Annotated in this window: 19 protein-coding genes; 9 read left to right on the plus strand and 10 right to left on the minus strand. The window is 49.8% G+C overall.

Going from position 1 to position 16700, the window contains the following annotated elements:
• Positions 1 to 89: 89 nt before the first annotated feature.
• Positions 90 to 710 (plus strand): thiamine phosphate synthase, encoded by a 621-nt coding sequence (gene thiE / locus ACMYR3_RS12685; protein WP_424192306.1) that lies wholly within the window; start codon positions 90 to 92, stop codon positions 708 to 710.
• A gap of 180 nt (positions 711 to 890) precedes the next feature.
• Here the strand turns inward: thiE and ACMYR3_RS12690 are convergent, their stop codons facing one another.
• The 3 genes from ACMYR3_RS12690 to ACMYR3_RS12700 all read right to left on the minus strand — a co-directional run bounded on the left by ACMYR3_RS12690 (position 891) and on the right by ACMYR3_RS12700 (position 3313).
• Positions 891 to 1799, minus strand: coding sequence for a 5'-nucleotidase (locus ACMYR3_RS12690; protein ID WP_424192307.1), 909 nt, complete (start codon positions 1797 to 1799; stop codon positions 891 to 893).
• 74 nt (positions 1800 to 1873) lie between these two features.
• Positions 1874 to 2362, minus strand: a complete 489-nt coding sequence (locus ACMYR3_RS12695) for a hypothetical protein (RefSeq protein ID WP_424192308.1) — start codon at positions 2360 to 2362, stop codon at positions 1874 to 1876.
• Positions 2363 to 2395: 33 nt separating this feature from the next.
• Positions 2396 to 3313: a tRNA threonylcarbamoyladenosine dehydratase gene (locus ACMYR3_RS12700; protein ID WP_424192309.1), complete on the minus strand. Its 918-nt coding sequence runs from the start codon at positions 3311 to 3313 to the stop codon at positions 2396 to 2398.
• 339 nt (positions 3314 to 3652) lie between these two features.
• Between ACMYR3_RS12700 and ACMYR3_RS12705 the strand changes: the two genes are divergently transcribed.
• Positions 3653 to 3898, plus strand: a complete 246-nt coding sequence (locus tag ACMYR3_RS12705; RefSeq protein ID WP_424192310.1) for a hypothetical protein — start codon at positions 3653 to 3655, stop codon at positions 3896 to 3898.
• Between the two features lie 319 nt (positions 3899 to 4217).
• Here the strand turns inward: ACMYR3_RS12705 and ACMYR3_RS12710 are convergent, their stop codons facing one another.
• Positions 4218 to 5090 carry an OmpA family protein gene (locus tag ACMYR3_RS12710; RefSeq protein ID WP_424192311.1) on the minus strand — a complete coding sequence of 291 codons (873 nt, stop codon included), beginning with the start codon at positions 5088 to 5090 and terminating at the stop codon, positions 4218 to 4220.
• A 333-nt stretch (positions 5091 to 5423) separates the two neighbouring features.
• On the opposite strand from ACMYR3_RS12710, the gene ACMYR3_RS12715 reads away from it, so the two are divergent.
• The 3 genes from ACMYR3_RS12715 to ACMYR3_RS12725 all read left to right on the plus strand — a co-directional run bounded on the left by ACMYR3_RS12715 (position 5424) and on the right by ACMYR3_RS12725 (position 8150).
• Positions 5424 to 6002 (plus strand): gamma-glutamylcyclotransferase, encoded by a 579-nt coding sequence (locus ACMYR3_RS12715; RefSeq protein ID WP_424192312.1) that lies wholly within the window; start codon positions 5424 to 5426, stop codon positions 6000 to 6002.
• Between the two features lie 109 nt (positions 6003 to 6111).
• Positions 6112 to 6765, plus strand: coding sequence for a pyridoxamine 5'-phosphate oxidase (gene pdxH, locus ACMYR3_RS12720; RefSeq protein ID WP_424192313.1), 654 nt, complete (start codon positions 6112 to 6114; stop codon positions 6763 to 6765).
• Positions 6766 to 6836: 71 nt separating this feature from the next.
• A complete protein-coding gene (locus ACMYR3_RS12725) occupies positions 6837 to 8150 on the plus strand; it encodes a class I SAM-dependent methyltransferase (RefSeq protein WP_424192314.1) in 1314 nt (437 codons plus the stop codon).
• Here ACMYR3_RS12725 and ACMYR3_RS12730 read toward each other — a convergent pair.
• The 4 genes from ACMYR3_RS12730 to msrA form a co-directional block, all read right to left on the minus strand.
• Positions 8137 to 9153 (minus strand): cytochrome d ubiquinol oxidase subunit II, encoded by a 1017-nt coding sequence (locus tag ACMYR3_RS12730; RefSeq protein ID WP_424192315.1) that lies wholly within the window; start codon positions 9151 to 9153, stop codon positions 8137 to 8139. The two genes, ACMYR3_RS12725 and ACMYR3_RS12730, sit on opposite strands and share 14 nt — an antisense overlap.
• Positions 9150 to 10505, minus strand: coding sequence for a cytochrome ubiquinol oxidase subunit I (locus ACMYR3_RS12735; RefSeq protein ID WP_424192316.1), 1356 nt, complete (start codon positions 10503 to 10505; stop codon positions 9150 to 9152). Before ACMYR3_RS12735 ends, ACMYR3_RS12730 begins: the two co-directional genes overlap by 4 nt.
• Positions 10506 to 10589: 84 nt before the next feature.
• On the minus strand, positions 10590 to 11171 hold the full coding sequence (locus ACMYR3_RS12740) for a GbsR/MarR family transcriptional regulator (RefSeq protein WP_424192317.1): 582 nt from the start codon (positions 11169 to 11171) through the stop codon (positions 10590 to 10592).
• 219 nt (positions 11172 to 11390) lie between these two features.
• The gene (msrA, locus tag ACMYR3_RS12745) at positions 11391 to 11975 is read right to left on the minus strand and encodes a peptide-methionine (S)-S-oxide reductase MsrA (RefSeq protein ID WP_424192318.1); all 585 of its coding nucleotides are present in this window, start codon (positions 11973 to 11975) and stop codon (positions 11391 to 11393) included.
• Between the two features lie 508 nt (positions 11976 to 12483).
• Between msrA and ACMYR3_RS12750 the strand changes: the two genes are divergently transcribed.
• A complete protein-coding gene (locus ACMYR3_RS12750) occupies positions 12484 to 12669 on the plus strand; it encodes a hypothetical protein (RefSeq protein WP_424192319.1) in 186 nt (61 codons plus the stop codon).
• A gap of 173 nt (positions 12670 to 12842) precedes the next feature.
• Here the strand turns inward: ACMYR3_RS12750 and ACMYR3_RS12755 are convergent, their stop codons facing one another.
• The gene (locus ACMYR3_RS12755; protein ID WP_424192320.1) at positions 12843 to 13481 is read right to left on the minus strand and encodes a peroxiredoxin; all 639 of its coding nucleotides are present in this window, start codon (positions 13479 to 13481) and stop codon (positions 12843 to 12845) included.
• Between the two features lie 122 nt (positions 13482 to 13603).
• Here ACMYR3_RS12755 and ACMYR3_RS12760 point away from each other — a divergent pair, with 122 nt between their 5' ends.
• The 3 genes from ACMYR3_RS12760 to ACMYR3_RS12770 all read left to right on the plus strand — a co-directional run bounded on the left by ACMYR3_RS12760 (position 13604) and on the right by ACMYR3_RS12770 (position 14781).
• Positions 13604 to 13879 (plus strand): DUF883 family protein, encoded by a 276-nt coding sequence (locus ACMYR3_RS12760; RefSeq protein ID WP_424192321.1) that lies wholly within the window; start codon positions 13604 to 13606, stop codon positions 13877 to 13879.
• A gap of 66 nt (positions 13880 to 13945) precedes the next feature.
• The gene (locus ACMYR3_RS12765) at positions 13946 to 14389 is read left to right on the plus strand and encodes a phage holin family protein (protein ID WP_424192322.1); all 444 of its coding nucleotides are present in this window, start codon (positions 13946 to 13948) and stop codon (positions 14387 to 14389) included.
• Positions 14386 to 14781, plus strand: coding sequence for a hypothetical protein (locus ACMYR3_RS12770; RefSeq protein ID WP_424192323.1), 396 nt, complete (start codon positions 14386 to 14388; stop codon positions 14779 to 14781). The genes ACMYR3_RS12765 and ACMYR3_RS12770 overlap by 4 nt, the downstream gene beginning before the upstream one ends.
• A 145-nt stretch (positions 14782 to 14926) precedes the next feature.
• Here the strand turns inward: ACMYR3_RS12770 and ubiD are convergent, their stop codons facing one another.
• Complete coding sequence (gene ubiD / locus ACMYR3_RS12775; RefSeq protein WP_424192324.1) at positions 14927 to 16426, minus strand: 4-hydroxy-3-polyprenylbenzoate decarboxylase; 1500 nt, start codon at positions 16424 to 16426, stop codon at positions 14927 to 14929.
• Between the last annotated feature and the right edge of the window lie 274 nt (positions 16427 to 16700).

Below are 16700 nucleotides of genomic sequence, written 5' to 3' on the forward strand. Positions count from 1 at the left end.
TGCTGAATAAAGCTTATTGAATCAACTTGCTGAATCAACTTATTTAATCAGTTTTCACCAACTCACTCCGATTTACTTGACTGGCTTTTATGACTCACACACTGCGCGGCCTGTATGCTGTTACGCCTAACCTCGACAACACTGAACAACTCATTGAACAAACGCGGCGCATCCTGCAAGGGGGTGCCAAAATTTTGCAATACCGGCACAAGACCGCCAGCCCTGCTCTGCGCCTGCAACAAGCCAGTGCGCTGACTCGACTGGCTCATGAATTCAAAGTACCGCTGATCATCAATGATCATGTTGATCTGTTTGAAGCCACCGATGCCGATGGCCTGCATATTGGCGGTGACGATGGTGATGTGGCGCAACTGCGGCGGCATCTGGGCAAGAACAAAATCCTCGGTGTGTCCTGCTATGGCGAACTGGAACGCGCACAGCACGCCAGTCAGCACGGTGCCGACTATGTGGCCTTTGGCGGCTTTTATCCCTCGCTGGTCAAGCAATATCCGGTCACCACCACGCACGACATCATCAGCCGCGCCAAGGCACAGATCAGTCAGCCGATTGTGGTGATTGGTGGCATGACACCCGATAACGCAGCGCCCCTGGTCACGCAAGGTGCCGACATGGTGGCAGTGGTCAGTGGCTTGTACAGCACACTCGATCCCGGCGCGGCGGCGCATCGGTTTGCTTTATTGTTTGTTTAGAAGGCCATGCCGAAAATAGATACTCATATAGTGTATAAAATATGAGTGTTTATTTATGTACTTAACAAGCCAATTTAATAACGTACTACCCATCAGTATCAATAAAAAGGCAGTTTGATCGTAGTAACTGCAGCTGATTGCGTGTGGCTGTACCACTGACATTAAAGAGCAAAAAATTGATTATTTGATGATATTGGCAATCCCCGCTGCCACATGTCCAGTGGGTGAATAACTGGCGGCGGATTCGCAATGACGGGTTTGATCATCAAAAAAGAAGTCCGGCTCAAACTCTCTCAAGAAGGTGCCCTTGTCGAGGCCGCCTAAAAACATGGCTTCGTCAATTTCAATCTGCCAATCCATGAGGGTACGAATCGCGCGCTCGTGCGCGGGCGCGCTGCGGGCGGTGACCAGGGCGGTACGAATCTTCATGGGTACATCGGAACCGGCCGCCTTTTGCAATTGATGCAGCGCCTTGAGCAAGGGCTTGAAAGGGCCATCGGGTAAAGGTCGCTGGATATGCATGGATTCATGCTCAACAAAGGCAGGCAAACCTTTGGCCTGAAACACCCGCTCGGCTTCATCACCAAACAGCACCGCATCACCATCAAAGGCAATGCGGATCTCATCGGGATGTTCACTCGCGGCGCGTGCCGATTCGGGATAGACCCGCGCGGCGGGAAAGCCGGCTTCGAGCGCGGCACGCACATCCGGCTCGTTGACTGACAAAAACAGATTGGCATTGAGCGCCGACAAATAACGGTACGGTGAACGGCCCCGCGTGAACACGCCACGCTCGATGTGAATGCCGCTTTTTTCAATGGAACGAAACACCCGCAAACCGGAGACCGGATCATTGCGTGACAGGATCACAATTTCAACCCGCTGCTGCTCCGGCGTATTGAAAGCCAATAGCTTTTTGACTAGCGCAAACGCCACGCCCGGCTTGGCGGGTTCATCCAAACGATCCAGTTGCAGCTGCATATAGCGCGCATCATCACTTTGCTCAAACACCTTGTTTTCCTCTTCAAAGTCAAACAAGGCACGTGATGATATGGCGACCACCAATTGTCCATCCAGTGTGACAGGCATGTTGTCTCTGATTCCCTAAGTTATGTCAAAGGCGCTTACTTGGCCAGCTTGTTCAGCTAACTTCTTCAGCTAATTTACTCGGCCGCTTGTGGTTCAGCCAAAGTGCGTAGCTGAAACAGATTATCGTCATTAAACAGCCAGCTCTCGGTCATCTGCACCTTGCGGCCACCGGGTGGCGCAGGCAGACTGGCTTTTTGCAAACTGGCCATGGCCAGCTTACCAGTTTCAGGCGCATGACCTGGCACCCGCAAGGCTTTGAGATTTTGCACGCTGCCCGAACCATTGACTTCAAATTGCAGCACCACTACCGCATACAGAGGGTTAGGTGGGCGACCACTATAAACCTGGCTGGCATTGGCCCTGGTAATGGCTTGCGCCACCTGGGTACGATAAGGCGCACTGGCCTGTGGCTGACTACTGGTCACGACCCCACCACTGCTACTACCAGGCAAGCTCGGCAACATGCTGCAGGATGACAGTAACAAGCTTGCAGCAGCCAGCATAGCCGTAGCGGTCAGTGGTCGTTGGTTCAACAATATGATGAAAGGATTCCTCGCTGTCATGATGAACGCCTCTTTAAAAGTTTCTTTAAAAATTCAAGTAGCGGATACGGATACCGCCACTTTTTCATGTGATTGTTTTTTAGCTGGTGCTGCCAGTGATTGCAGGCAATAAGAAACCGCAAACAATCCAAACGTTGCCGTGACATGCATGGCTGAACCAAAGCCGGCGCAGTTGAGCCCTGCACCAGGGTCAGGGGTGGTGCCCGCACTGGCCGGCGCAGTCGGCGGACTGACCACCAGATTGCCTGTCGATTGACCCGCCATGCCATCCACCAGATTGGCAACAGTGACGACGGCTTCATCCACGACGCAAATCTCCGGATACTTGACTGGCTCGCTCGAATAAACCGCCATCACCCCCATTTTTTTACCATCACGCGCATAACCATATTCCTTGCGCAGGCGCTGACGCACCTTGGCAAGCAAGGGATCCTGAATGGTTTTGCTGAGATCATCCAAACGAATCTGGCTCGCGTCGATCTTGCCACCGGCACTGCCGCTGGTCACCACCGCAATACCCTGTTGACGACAATACACCAGCAAGGCCACCTTGGCCCTGACCTGATCAATACAGTCGATCACAAAATCATAGCGACCAATCAGCAACTCGGCGACATTGTCAGGTGTCACAAAATCATCAATCAAGCGGACCTGACAGGCCGGGTTGATGGCAGTAATCCGCTCGGCCATGGCCGACACCTTGGCCTTACCAAAATTGCCATCAAGCGCATGGATTTGCCGATTGGTATTGGATTCGGCCACATGGTCCAGATCAATCAGCGTTAATCGTCCAATACCACTGCGCGCCAAGGCCTCGGCCACCCAGGAACCCACCCCGCCAATGCCCACCACCAGCACATGAGCCTGGGCAAAGCGCGTCAAACCGGCCGCCCCATACAAACGAGCCATGCCACCAAAGCGCCGCGCGGGATCAAAAGTATCATCAGACATAGTCAAACCATATAACCAGGAAAAAGCATATCGCAACAGATCAATCACAAATCAGTAAAGCCACGCAATCGCAGCTGGAAACGTCAGCCAAGATCAGCTATCTACCCGCCCCGACTCAATAGCGGCACGTGCAACACATGATGTCGTATTAAAGCATGATGCCGGTAAAAACCCGCTCAAGATGCCGAAATTTCTCAGATTTGTCATATTGACAAGGCAAACTGGATAGGCCAGCAAATCACGCTAACTGCATCAAAATACCTTAATCAGGGGATAGTAGTGCAGCGCACAAAGTGCAAAAATGGAACTGTTAAAAAATATTAAATATTGGGAACGGACATGCCAGTACGGCGCTTTTTAACCTTCTACATCGTAGCGACGGCCATCTTTGTGATGTTTAACGGGGATCGCATCAGTAGCTTGATCACGTATCTGCCCCTGCAAAGCCTGTTTACTAATCAGCCACTGTCACACACGCCTGAGAATCATGGTCCACAAAATGGGAGCAACCCTGGAGGTAATCCGGTAGCACCACAAATCTCGCCAATTCGCGTCAGTACCCTGACGGTTCAGCCCTTACCCTGATTGTCCACATTGGGCAGGTGAAAAACCTGTCCAATGTAGTGATGTTGCCAATTGAATCAGACTGCAATCATTGCGTTGCTCAAAGCTGCCCCTGCCACGCAGGTTCCAACGGTTTGTCAGTCTCAGCAAATTCAATAAAAAATATCAATTTTTGACCAGTATCATAAAAAATACCCCCTTTTAAGTGCACTAATCGAGGGGGTATTTTTTTACTACCGGTCAGTATCGTGAATAAAGCATGGTGCTCACCCTAATCGGCAAACAAACCAAATAGACTCACACCAGTTGGTTTGCTACCGAACAATCGAAGTATCATCACTTATTGAGCAAACTCAATACGACGATTGCGCTGGCGACCTTCCGGTGTTGAATTATCAGCAGCCGGTTTGTCGGCACCATAACCAATGGCTTCCAGGTTATCCGCAGCAACGCCTTTGCTCACCAGGAAATCACGCACTGACTGAGCCCGCTTTTCGGACAAAGTTGCATTCAAAGCAGCGTCACCCTGATTGTCGGTATGGCCCAGAATCTTGATCTTGCGACCATCTTCCTTGAGCAGATCAGCAATTTCGCTCAGACGTTTCTTGGCTGACTCTGGCAAGGCAAATGCACCGCTGGCAAACTCAATGGATTCATTGAGCAACACAGAAGCATCCAGATTCAAACCACCCAGTGAGCTATCCACCTTGATGTCGCTATTGATTTTGGCATCATCCACAAACAGACTTGGCAAAGCGTTTTCGATATTGGCTTTGGCGGAATCAGTACCAGTTGCACCAACCAATTTGATTTCGTTATTACCTAAATCGAGACTGAAGCTGGCCAGGTTTTTGAGTTTGGCAAACACGTCCAGTGGCTTGGTTTTCCACCAGAAGCCTGGCACGCCTTCCTTGACAGTGACTTGATCAACAATATTTTCTGCACCAAACAACAAACGCGCTGGTTTGAGCAGCCGTTCTTTGGATTTTTCATCGGGTACATCGCCCGTAATGGTCAACTTGCCACCGGCATAAACCATCGCCAGGGTGCCCAGGCTGGCAGCCTGTGCTGCGGTCGCAGCGACGGCTGGTTTTTCGGCAGGCGCTTGATTCGGGGAAGGCAGAACGCTCCACAAGATGGATGTCACAACGGCGGTTACCACGCCAAAAACAATCCATAAGCCAATGCGCTGATCGTTATCCTGGTCGGACATAGTGATTCTCCTTATTAAACAAAAAAATTGCTGCAGACTTGTGACTGCCAAGCCTTCAAATAATTGTTAAAAATTTATCGCTTGGCAATTCTAACCGGCTCAAGCGGCGATTTCGTGAATTATTGCGTCATCATCATGTCATATTGTCTCTATGATGATTGCTTGGCACATCCTTTGCACTTTCTAAACCCAATGGACCGCTCCACGCAATGTCGGCAATCACAAGATCAGGACCTTTTCCAAGCGGAAACGGTGCACTGTGACACCTGTCAGCCAGGTGCTGGGGATCGCCGTCTCGATTCCCAGCAACTACGCGCCTCACTGGAGTGCACTTTGCAGCACTGGAATGGACGTGATGACTGTTGGGTGTTCGCCTATGGTTCATTGATCTGGAAGCCTGAATTTCACTATGCTGAAAGCCGCCGCACCACCGTGCATGGCTATCATCGTCGTCTCTGCCTGTGGTCGCAAATCAATCGCGGCACCCGTGAGCAGCCCGGCTTAGTCCTGGCGCTCGATCACGGTGGCAGCTGTCATGGCATGGCTTATCGAATTCCGGCTCAGGATGTGGAAGAAGCTTTTTTCAAACTCTGGCAACGTGAAATGATTACCGGTGACTATCAACCTACCTGGTTGACGGTACGCAGCAATCATGGCGAGTGTCATCAAGCAGCGCATCATCCACTCAAGGCGCTGGGCTTTGTGGTGCGCCGTGATCAGCCTGGTTATGCGGGCAAGCTGGAAGACTCCCACATCTGCAACGTACTGCGTCATGCGCATGGCCATTGTGGCAGTACGGCTGAATATGTCATGCGCACTGCGCAAAGCCTGCGCCAACTGGGGATTGTCGATCGTACCTTGCAAAGGCTGGCCTTGCTCGCCCAGGAACCAAGCCACGATCTCAACGCCTGAGCGGCGTTTGACCAATATCCTCAGTCACAAGCAGATTACTGCGGCATATCAAATCGGCCTTGTATGACTGCGGCATAATGGCTCTTTAGCTGTCACCGGATTGCTCATCATGAATCATCTTGCCCATCTGCGCAAAACCTATCAACGCGATGAATTGCTGGAAGCCAGTGCAGCCAGCAATCCCTTTGATCAGTTTCAGGCCTGGCTCAATGAAGCGCTCAAAGCCGAGATACCCGAACCCAACGCCATGACGCTGTCAACCATTGGATTGGATGGTCGCCCCACTTCACGGATTGTGCTCATCAAAGGCGTTGATGGCCCCGACCATGCGGCCCGCGGTATTACCTGGTTTACCAATTATCAAAGCCGCAAAGGTCGCGAACTGGCCACTCATCCCTATGCCTGTCTGCAATTTCACTGGATTGAACTGGAACGCCAGGTGCGCATTGAAGGCCGCGTCATCAAAACCACCGAGGCTGAAAGTGATGCCTATTTTCAGGCTCGCCCACTGGAATCACGTCTGGGCGCCTGGGCCTCCAATCAAAGCGAAGTGATCATCGGCCGTGAGCATCTGCAAGAACAGCTGGATCGCTATACCACGGAGTTTGGCGGCAATGTACCGCGGCCACCGCATTGGGGTGGCTATCGTCTGATACCGGATCGGTTTGAATTCTGGCAAGGTCGTCCATCGCGCTTGCATGATCGATTGCATTACGTACTTGATCAAGAAAATCTATGGCAAATGGAACGTCTCGCACCTTGAGTTAGTCTTATCATCATGAGCACCGGCTCATCGTGCGAGCCGGTGACTGTCATGCTGAGGGAGGCTATCAGATGCTCTGGGAATCTCGACTTGAAAAATGGGCCAACTCCATTCGCCACAAGGCCAATCTGCCATTGGTCATCTCACTGTGGAATAAACTGGTCTACCGCTTTGGTGAGTTTGAACACCCGCAAGTCAGCATTCACCTCACCAGCCCCGCCGCTGCTGCGTCGTTAATCTCACCCAGCCTGGCCAAATTAGGTGCAGCCTATGTGGAAGGCAAGCTGGATGTGGAGGGCAAACTGTCCGATGTGATTCGGATTGGTTATGAGCTGACCAGATTAAGCCTTAAGCCAGAAGGTCGGTTTGGGCGCATGGTGCGAACCTTTCGTCATAATCGCCAGGAAGACAAAGCAGCCATTGCTTATCACTACGATGTGTCCAATGATTTCTATCGGCTCTGGCTCGATGAACAGATGGTCTACTCCTGTGCCTACTTTGAAAACGGTGATGAAACACTGGATCAGGCGCAGATCAAAAAGATTGATCACATCCTCACCAAGATTCGCCTGCAGCCCGGCCAGACCTTGCTGGATATTGGCTGTGGCTGGGGTGCATTGGTTCTGCGTGCAGCCCAACAGTTTGACGCCCAATGTGTTGGCATTACGCTGTCGGAAAAACAGTTTGAGCTGGCAACACAGCGAGTACGTGCGGCAGGGCTGGAAAAACAGATCGAACTCCGGCTGATCGACTATCGCGATATGACAGGACAGTTTGATCGCATTACCAGTGTGGGCATGTTTGAACATGTCGGTCTCCAACATCTGCCCGAGTACTTTGCCAAAATTGGCGGCCTGCTCAAAGACGATGGTTTGGTGATGAATCACGGCATCACGTCAACCGATCCTGGCAGTGGCGAAACGCCCTATGGTGGCGGTGAATTTATTGAACGCTATGTTTTTCCGCATGGCGAGCTGCCGCACGTCAGCCTGGTGTTGCGCAGCATGCAGCAGGCCGGACTGGAATGTTTTGATCTTGAAAATTTAAGGCGACACTATGCGCACACCTGTGCCATCTGGGCCGACAATTTTGAACAGCACGCCGCGCGGATCAAACAACTTGCCGGTGAAAAGCGTTATCGCATCTGGCGTCTGTATCTGGCTGGTTGCGCTTATGCTTTTGAGCATGACCAGATTGCTCTGTACCAAGTGGTTTGTGGCAAGGCAGGGCTGTCAGCCAGCACCCTGCCCTGGTCACGCCACTATATGTATCAACCGGCGATGGGCGCTCAGCAGCACGATATATTGAAATCATTCATCCATGAATATATTGATCAGATGATAGACCCCGATAAACCACTGTCAAACCCAATCAATAATAGCTGAGCGCCTTGACCTTGCCCGAAAACACACGGTACGAATAGATGGTATAGCCCAGGATGGTGGGCAACACAATCACAATACCCACCAGCATGAACTTGAGTGACTCGGGCGCACTGGCCGCCTGCCAGATGGTGATGCGATCCACCACCAAGTACGGAAAGAGGCTATAGGCCAGACCATGAAAGGCCATGACAAAAATACCTACAATGCTGGCAAAAGGTAACCAATGCCATTTGGGACGACTCAAGGGATTGCGTTTGAGATGCACCAGAATACGGTCAGCCACCACAAACAAGGCCACGGTGATCAAAGGAATGGGGGCAAGCAGCAAAATATTGGGAAAGGAAAACCATTTATCAAAGATTCGCTGACTGACAAACGGCGTCACGACCGACAAGGCGGCTACACCCAGGCCAGTCAGCCAGAGTGCCCGACGCGCCCATGACAAGGCGTAGTCCTGCAAGTCATCTTCGGCCTTGATGATCAACCAGCAGGCACCGAGCAGCATATAGCCCGATACCAGACACATGCCGGTAAAAACAGCAAACAGAATTGGCAGCCAGCCATCGGCAAAACCGGTGATGTAATAGCCCAGCATGCCACCCTGTGAAAAGGACGTCAGCAAGGAACCCGCAAAAAAAGCAAAGTCCCACCAAGGCTTGTGATGCGCCTTGGCCTTGACTCGAAAATCGAATGCCACACCACGCAAGGTCAGCCCCACCAGCATGAGTGCCACTGGCAAATACAGCGCGCCCAGTATCACACCATGCGCCATGGGAAAGGCCACCAGCAAGATGCCCACACCCAGTACCAGCCAGGTTTCATTGGCATCCCAGAATGGGCCAATGGACGCAATCATCATGTCTTTATGATCTTCGTCAACACCATTGAGCAAGATGCCCACGCCCAGATCAAAACCATCCAGCACCACATAGATCAACATGGCCAAGCCCATCAGGGCCATGAAAATGACGGGCAGAAAATCATTGAAATGGATATTCATCATACGACTCCAAATTGGGTACGGCCGCTCAGATCCGGCTGTTTTTCCAGATCGGTGTGACTCTCTTCCTGCCCCTTGCGAGCCAGGTAAAACACCACCGAGATATAAGCACTGATCAGCATGGCGTAGAGCAGCAAATACATCGTCAGTGACATTTGAATCAGCGGTGCAGCCACATCCGATGCCGCATCTGCAGTCGTCAACACGCCATAAACCAAGTACGGTTGACGGCCAATTTCAGTCACCATCCAACCAGCCACAGTGGCCAGCCAACCCGAAAATGTCATACCAACCAATGCCCTGGCCATCCAGTTTTGCAAACCCTTGCGGCGCAATTGCCATAAGGCCAACCAAGAACTCGCGAGCATCAACATGCCAACCCCCACCATCACACGAAATCCCCAAAACAAGGGCATGACCGGTGGATGCTTACCCTCAAACTCGTTCAAGCCCTTGAGGGTCGCATTGGCATCATGGCGCAAAATCAGGCTGGCCGCCTTGGGAATGCCGAGCGCATAATCGTTACGCTGCTCTTTGGCATTGGGTATGCCAAACAACAAGAGCGGCGCACCTTCTTCGGTATGCCAGATTCCTTCAATGGCCGCGATCTTGGCGGGTTGATGTTCCAGCGTGTTCAGTCCATGCGCATCACCCATCAAGATTTGCAGCGGGATCAGAAGCGCAGCCATGGTGACACCGGTTTGCAAGGCTGCCAGTACGGCATTCGAACGATCTTTGCGCAACCAGCGATAAGCAGAAATTCCCGCTACCAGAAACGAGACCGTCAAACCTGAAGCCAGCAACATATGGACAAAGCGATACGGAAATGAAGGATTAAATATGATCGCCAGCCAATCCATTGGATGCGCCTGACCATTGATCATGACAAAACCGGCGGGCGTGTGCATCCAAGAGTTAAGCGCAATAATCCAGAATGCCGACAGCGTGGTACCACCGGCCACCAGAATGGTCGCCATGGTGTGCACCTTGTTAGAGACACGGTTAAAACCAAAGAGCATGATGCCCAGAAAGGTCGCTTCCAGAAAAAAAGCGGTTAATACTTCGTAGGCCAGCAGGGGGCCGGCAATATTGCCTACCGTCTTCATGAAACCAGGCCAATTAGTGCCAAACTGAAAGCTCATGGTGATGCCACTGACCACGCCCAGAGCAAAAGTCAGGGCAAATATCTTGACCCAGAAACGATAGGCGGCCATCCATTTATCGTCACCAGTCTTGTTGAAACGCAGTTTGAAAAATAGCAGCACCCAGCACATGCCAATGCTGATGCTGGGAAAAAGAATATGAAAAGTGATATTGGCCGCAAATTGAATACGGGCAAGCATCAGAGCATCCATGAGTGACTCGCTTTAAATGTAGTGGGCAAGGTTGGTTCGGTTTGGGCTTGTTTTTGCGCTGGCGTCTGAGTTGATTGGTACACCTTACTCCTCCTGTTTCAGGCTGGCAGATTCGGCACCCTTATTGACCAAAGAAAAACGATCCTTGAATTCAAAGATCTTCTGCACTTTGTTGCCCAGCTTCATGAGTTGAATCAGCGTGGCGGGTTCCAGCCGCTGCACATCGGAAAACCATTGCGTGAGCATTTCGATCAGCTCATACATTTCGCGCATACGTTCTTGTGCATGCTGTTCCGCAGGATTGGCGGGCGACTCCAACAAGGCATCGCGCAACATGGACAAGGTGGGATCGACTTCGCGTTTCCGACGCTCTTCGGCAAGCGTGCGAAAAATCGCCCAGACATCCTCAGGTGCAGAAAAATATTCGCGCCGGTCACCCGGCAAGTGCTGCAAGCGAACCAGCTTCCAGGACTCCAATTCTTTTAAACCCATGCTGACATTGGAACGCGAAAAAGCCAGCGCTTCGGCAATTTCATCGGCATTGAGTGGTTTTTCCGTGACGAACAATAAAGCGTAAATTTGGCCGACAGTACGATTGATGCCCCAACGGCTACCCATTTCGCCAAAATGCAGGACGAAGGATTGGATCAACGGCGTCAAGTTCATGAATTCCTCAATTTTCAGTAATTACTGAAAATTTAGCACAAACTTGATATTCATCAAACAACAAAATTCACATGAACAGAAGCAAGCAGTCATGTACATTGATCATTAATAAATACCCCTCAAGGGTATTTTAAAGTAATCAATAAATACGTACTTAAGCTGGATGTTTTAAATGATACTGGCCAATATATTTAAAATTGACCAGAAATTGAAGGGTATTTAGTTGACGCGGGGTTTGCGATAAGTGGCAAATTTCTCACGAAACTTGGCCAGCTTGGGCGCAATGACAACAGTGCAGTAGTCTTCGTACGGATGATGAATGTAGTACTGCTGATGATAATCTTCAGCCGCAAAGTAGTTTTTGAGCGGTGCCACTTCGGTAACAATCGGGCTGGCAAAAACTTGCGAGTCGGTCATTTCATTGATCAGCTTTTCAGCCGTTTCTTTCTGCTCCTGGGAGTGATAGAAAATGGCAGAACGATACTGCGTGCCCACATCGGCACCTTGACGATTCAAGGTCGTAGCATCATGGACCACAAAAAAGATCTTTAAGATATCCTCATAACTGATGGAATCCTGATCAAACACAATCCGCACCACTTCAGCATGACCAGTTTGTCCACCACACACCTGTGCGTAGGTCGGGTTATCAACATGGCCACCGGCGTATCCTGACTCAACATCAATCACGCCCTTTAATTCGGCAAATACAGCATCAAGACACCAGAAGCAGCCACCCGCTAATGTTGCAATGCCAATGACAATTTTTTGTGTAAGAGACTGGTCTGTAGACTGAGCTTGCATGGGTATTTCCCTTTTATTAATAGACCGTAATTTACCCGAAATACGGGACTTTCAACGGCACTATTACACCATATCCCGCGAGATTAGCGAATAAGGTGTAATACTTTTACAGCCCAAAACACCAGCAAAGACGCATCAATTGACATTCTGGCAAGTAAATTGACAATCAACCGAACCATTTTTTGTGCAACACACAATCCGCTCGATTTTCCGGTCACTTTCCCATTTGCCACCACGTATTAGCAAGCGTATCAACAGTGGCTGTCCACCCGCCAAGAAGTCGTAGCTATCAGGTGTAGCCAAAAAATAGCCGCTACTAATCGCACAATCCAAATCTGGGGCAAACCATCATTGTGCGTAGCAATAAAATCTTGCCGGATAACTTTACACACTGTTCCCACAACACTGCCAAACAAATATCTAACCTATTGTTTTTTAATTAAAAAATCAACATGGCACAGTTATGGCTTATGGATAAACGAAACAGAATTATCGATTTGGGGAAATCATGAAAAAAACTTTCTTTGCAGTCTATGCAATGGCCACCATCCTGCTGATGAAGCCGGACATGACAGTCAGAACTTTGATGACAGATCCAATTGGTGCGCTTTCTACCATCAATCTTTCTTTTACTGATGACAAAGCATTGACTGCACTTGATGATACGCGCTCTGGTTTGGGATTGAGCCGCTAAATTCTGTTCGTAACGATTGATCAGGGATTAGACGCCTTCGGGCGTCTTTTTTTTGCCTATTGCAATGTCGGCAAATTAACGCAGGACATCCGCTGGATTGAACAACAAAAGGCCCGCAAATTAGCGAGCCTTTAAAGAGTCTACACAGATGCGTCAATTGCTTCAACACCGCCTTATTTATTGGGTTGCGGTGTGACACGCAAATAAGGTGTCAACGCGGTATAACCTTTTGGATACTTCTGTTTGATCACTGCCTCGTCCTTGACGGACAGCGGGATAATCACATCATCGCCCTCTTTCCAGTTGCCTGGCGTGGCCACAGTATAGCCATCTGACAATTGCAGCGCGTCCACGACCCGTAATACCTCATCAAAATTACGCCCTGTTGTCAGAGGGTAAGTGATGATCAGTCGGACTTTTTTGTTCGGATCAATAATGAACAAAGAACGCACGGTCACTGTCTCGGACTGATTGGGATGAATCATGTCATAGAGCGTTGCCACTTTACGATCTGCATCGGCAATGATGGGGAAATTCACGACAGTTTTCTGAGTACTTTCAATATCCTTGATCCAGCCCAGATGAGACTCAGCACCATCCACAGATAATGCAATGGCTTTGACATTGCGTTTGTCAAACTCAGGTTTTAGCTTTGCTGTCAGACCCAATTCTGTAGTACAAACAGGTGTGTAGTCAGCAGGATGCGAAAACAGGATGCCCCAGCCGTTACCAAGCCATTCATGAAACTTGATTTTGCCTAAAGATGTATCTTGTTCAAAATCTGGCGCGATATCGCCGAGTCTGATTGTCATATTGTGCTCCTTGTGAGATGGACGGATCTTCATTATTCCTCCGCCCTTATCCGGATTGAACTATTTTTTTGCTCACCTCTCATAGCTTTTAGATATATAGAAGTTTTTTAACAGGAGAAACCATGTCTGATCTTAAAAATACGATTGCCGATGCTGAAGAACTGTTGGCCCAAGCTGCCAATGCTACCGGCGACAAAGCTCAGGAACTACGCGAGTCGGCGCTGAAAAAACTGAAAATGGCCAAAGACAAGATTCTTGATCTGCAAGATGTGGTCGTTGACAAAAGCAAGGCCGCAGCGCGTGCCACGGATGATTATGTCCACGACAATCCTTGGAAGGCGATTGGCATTGCCGCAGGAGTGGGCGTCGTGCTGGGTTTGTTGCTCAATCGCAAGTAATGACGTTTCATCGCTCGTTGCAGTCGGTTGGTTTGACACCGACTGCTGCCCACTTTTTAGGCACCAATGACACGATCTTCCAGCATTTTTGACTCCGCCAAAGGGCTGATCAGCCATTTGATTGGCTTGTTTTCCACCCGGCTTGAATTGGCGGCCATGGAGCTGGATGAGCATAAGTCGCAATTTGCCAGGTTGCTGGTTGCTGGCTTGATCAGTGGCATCGCCTTGTTATTGGCATTGTTTTTTCTGTCGGCCTTCATCATCGTGGCCTTGTGGGATACCAATCGCTTGCTTGCCATTGGTGGCGTAGCCTTGTTTTATTTAGTCATTGCGCTGTTTTTTGGCCAACGCGCAATAGCATTATCACAACATGAAGGTGGCTTGTTCCCCATGACTTTAGGCGAACTGAAAAAAGATATGATCCTGCTAAAACAGGCGGGACAAAACACTGCTGAAGAAGATATAGAACCCCCATCGGCTAACAAAACCGATGAGGAGTCACGCGGATGAATCCGCAAGATCGTCAGGCACGCAAAGCGTTATTACAAACTCAAGCTGCATTGGAGCGCATTGAGCTGGTTCAATCTTTAAACATGCTGAAGACTGGAACCAGCAAACTTGGCATGACCAGCTCTGTTCTTGCGCAACTCACCAAAGGTATGAATCTACGACATCTTGTCAGTGCTTCAAGCGTGTTGAAGCAATTGCCAATCATGAGCAGCCTGGTGCGGATTGTTTTTACTACCTTGATAGCTCGAAAAAGTGGCAGCAAACTGGGGTGCATCGCTAAACTGGGCCTGTTTGGTGCTATCGCCTATTGGGGTTGGCGTACTTTCAGCAACCAATCACATCACACCAACAAACCAACCACCGGCCATTGGGAAGAAACTCATACAGATTAATACTGGCAGGGTGTATTTTAAATTAACCAATAAATACGCACTATATAAACCAGTTGATTCACATACTCCTTAACAAATTGATATAAAGCCACTTGCAATTGACTTGTTTTTATTAATCTAAGGTTAAAAAATCGGTCAGACTTTGTTACAGGCCCAGCTCATTCCAGAAAGCATCAATTTTCTGTTTGACGCCAATATCCATTTCAATAGGGCGTCCCCACTCTCTACCCGTTTCACCCGGCCATTTATTGGTGGCATCGATGCCCATTTTGGAGCCCAGCCCTGACACCGGCGACGCAAAGTCCAGATAATCAATCGGTGTCTGATCCACCATCACCGTATCGCGCAAAGGATCAACTCGCGTCGTGATCGCCCAAATGACTTCCTTCCAATCGCGAATGTTCACATCCTCATCCACCACAATAATGAACTTGGTATACATGAATTGCCGCAAAAAGCTCCACACTCCAAACATCACCCGCTTGGCATGCCCTGCATAACTCTTGCGCAGCTGCACCACGGCCAGTCGGTAACTGCAGCCTTCGGGCGGCAGATAAAAATCGGTGATTTCACTAAACTGCTTTTGCAGGATAGGCACAAATACTTCATTTAATGCCACGCCCAGAATAGCAGGTTCATCCGGCGGTTTACCGGTATAGGTCGAGTGATAAATGGGATCACGGCGCATGGTGATGCGATCAATGGTAAATACCGGAAACCAGTCCTGTTCATTGTAATAACCGGTGTGGTCACCAAACGGCCCTTCCAGCGCATGCTCATAACCACTCGAATGCTGCAGATCAGGCTGAATATGGCCTTCCAGCACAATTTCGGCACTGGCTGGTACTTGCAAGTCATTACCAATGCAAGCTGTCAACTCAGTACGAGCTCCTCGCAATAAGCCTGCAAACTGATATTCAGACAAAGAATCAGGCACTGGCGTCACCGCGCCCAGGATCGTCGCTGGATCGGCACCCAACACGACTGACAGAGGAAAGGGCTGACCCGGATTGGCCAGGGCAAACTCACGAAAGTCCAGCGCCCCACCACGATGCGCCAACCAGCGCATGATCACCTTGTTGCGTGCCATCACTTGCTGGCGGTATATCCCCAGATTTTGACGTTTACGGGCGTGCGCGACATTTTGTGGGCCACGTGTCACGACCAGACCCCAGGTAATCAAGGGGGCGACATCTCCTGGCCAGCAGGTCTGGACTGGCAAACGCGCCAGATCAACCTCATTGCCTTCCCAAACAATCTCATGACAGGACGCCCCCTTGAGCACTTTGGGGGCCATATCCCAAACCGCCTTGGCCATCTGCCAGAGTTTGCCAACTTCACGCAAAGCTCGGGGCGGTTCCGGCTCTTTTAACGCAGCCAGTACTCGCCCCACATCGCGCAAGTCATCCAAAGATTCGGCGCCCATACCCAGTGCGACACGCCGCGTTGTACCAAACAGATTGGTCAACACCGGCATATCACTTTCTTTCACTTTGCTAAATAATAGCGCCGGGCCTGCCTGCCGCAATACGCGATCACTAATTTCCGTTATTTCCAGCTTGGGTGAAACGGGCAAATCAATCTGTTTAAGCTCCCCCATTCGAGCCAGCTGATTGGCAAAATCTCTTAAATCTTTATATTTCATCGTTTTAAATAATAGAAACTTATTGAACTCAATCAAATCCCATTAGGGTATTACCCGTATGTCTTCAATCAGAGTGCTGAATAGTTCGGCAAAAAACGGACATTCTTTATACAAAAATAAGTATAAGAAAACTGGTCTATATAATTGACGAAGTGATTTGTGCCCCCTAGACTACGCTCAAATTCGAGAAAAGCGCTTTTGCTTCATGTTTTTTGGCTTCTAACACGACGAGTCAAACCTTAATAACCCACGTTCAACGACTTTTACCCCAAAG

The sequence above is a fragment of the Ampullimonas aquatilis genome, from assembly GCF_049675895.1.
Classification (GTDB): Bacteria; Pseudomonadota; Gammaproteobacteria; order Burkholderiales; family Burkholderiaceae_D; genus Ampullimonas; species Ampullimonas aquatilis.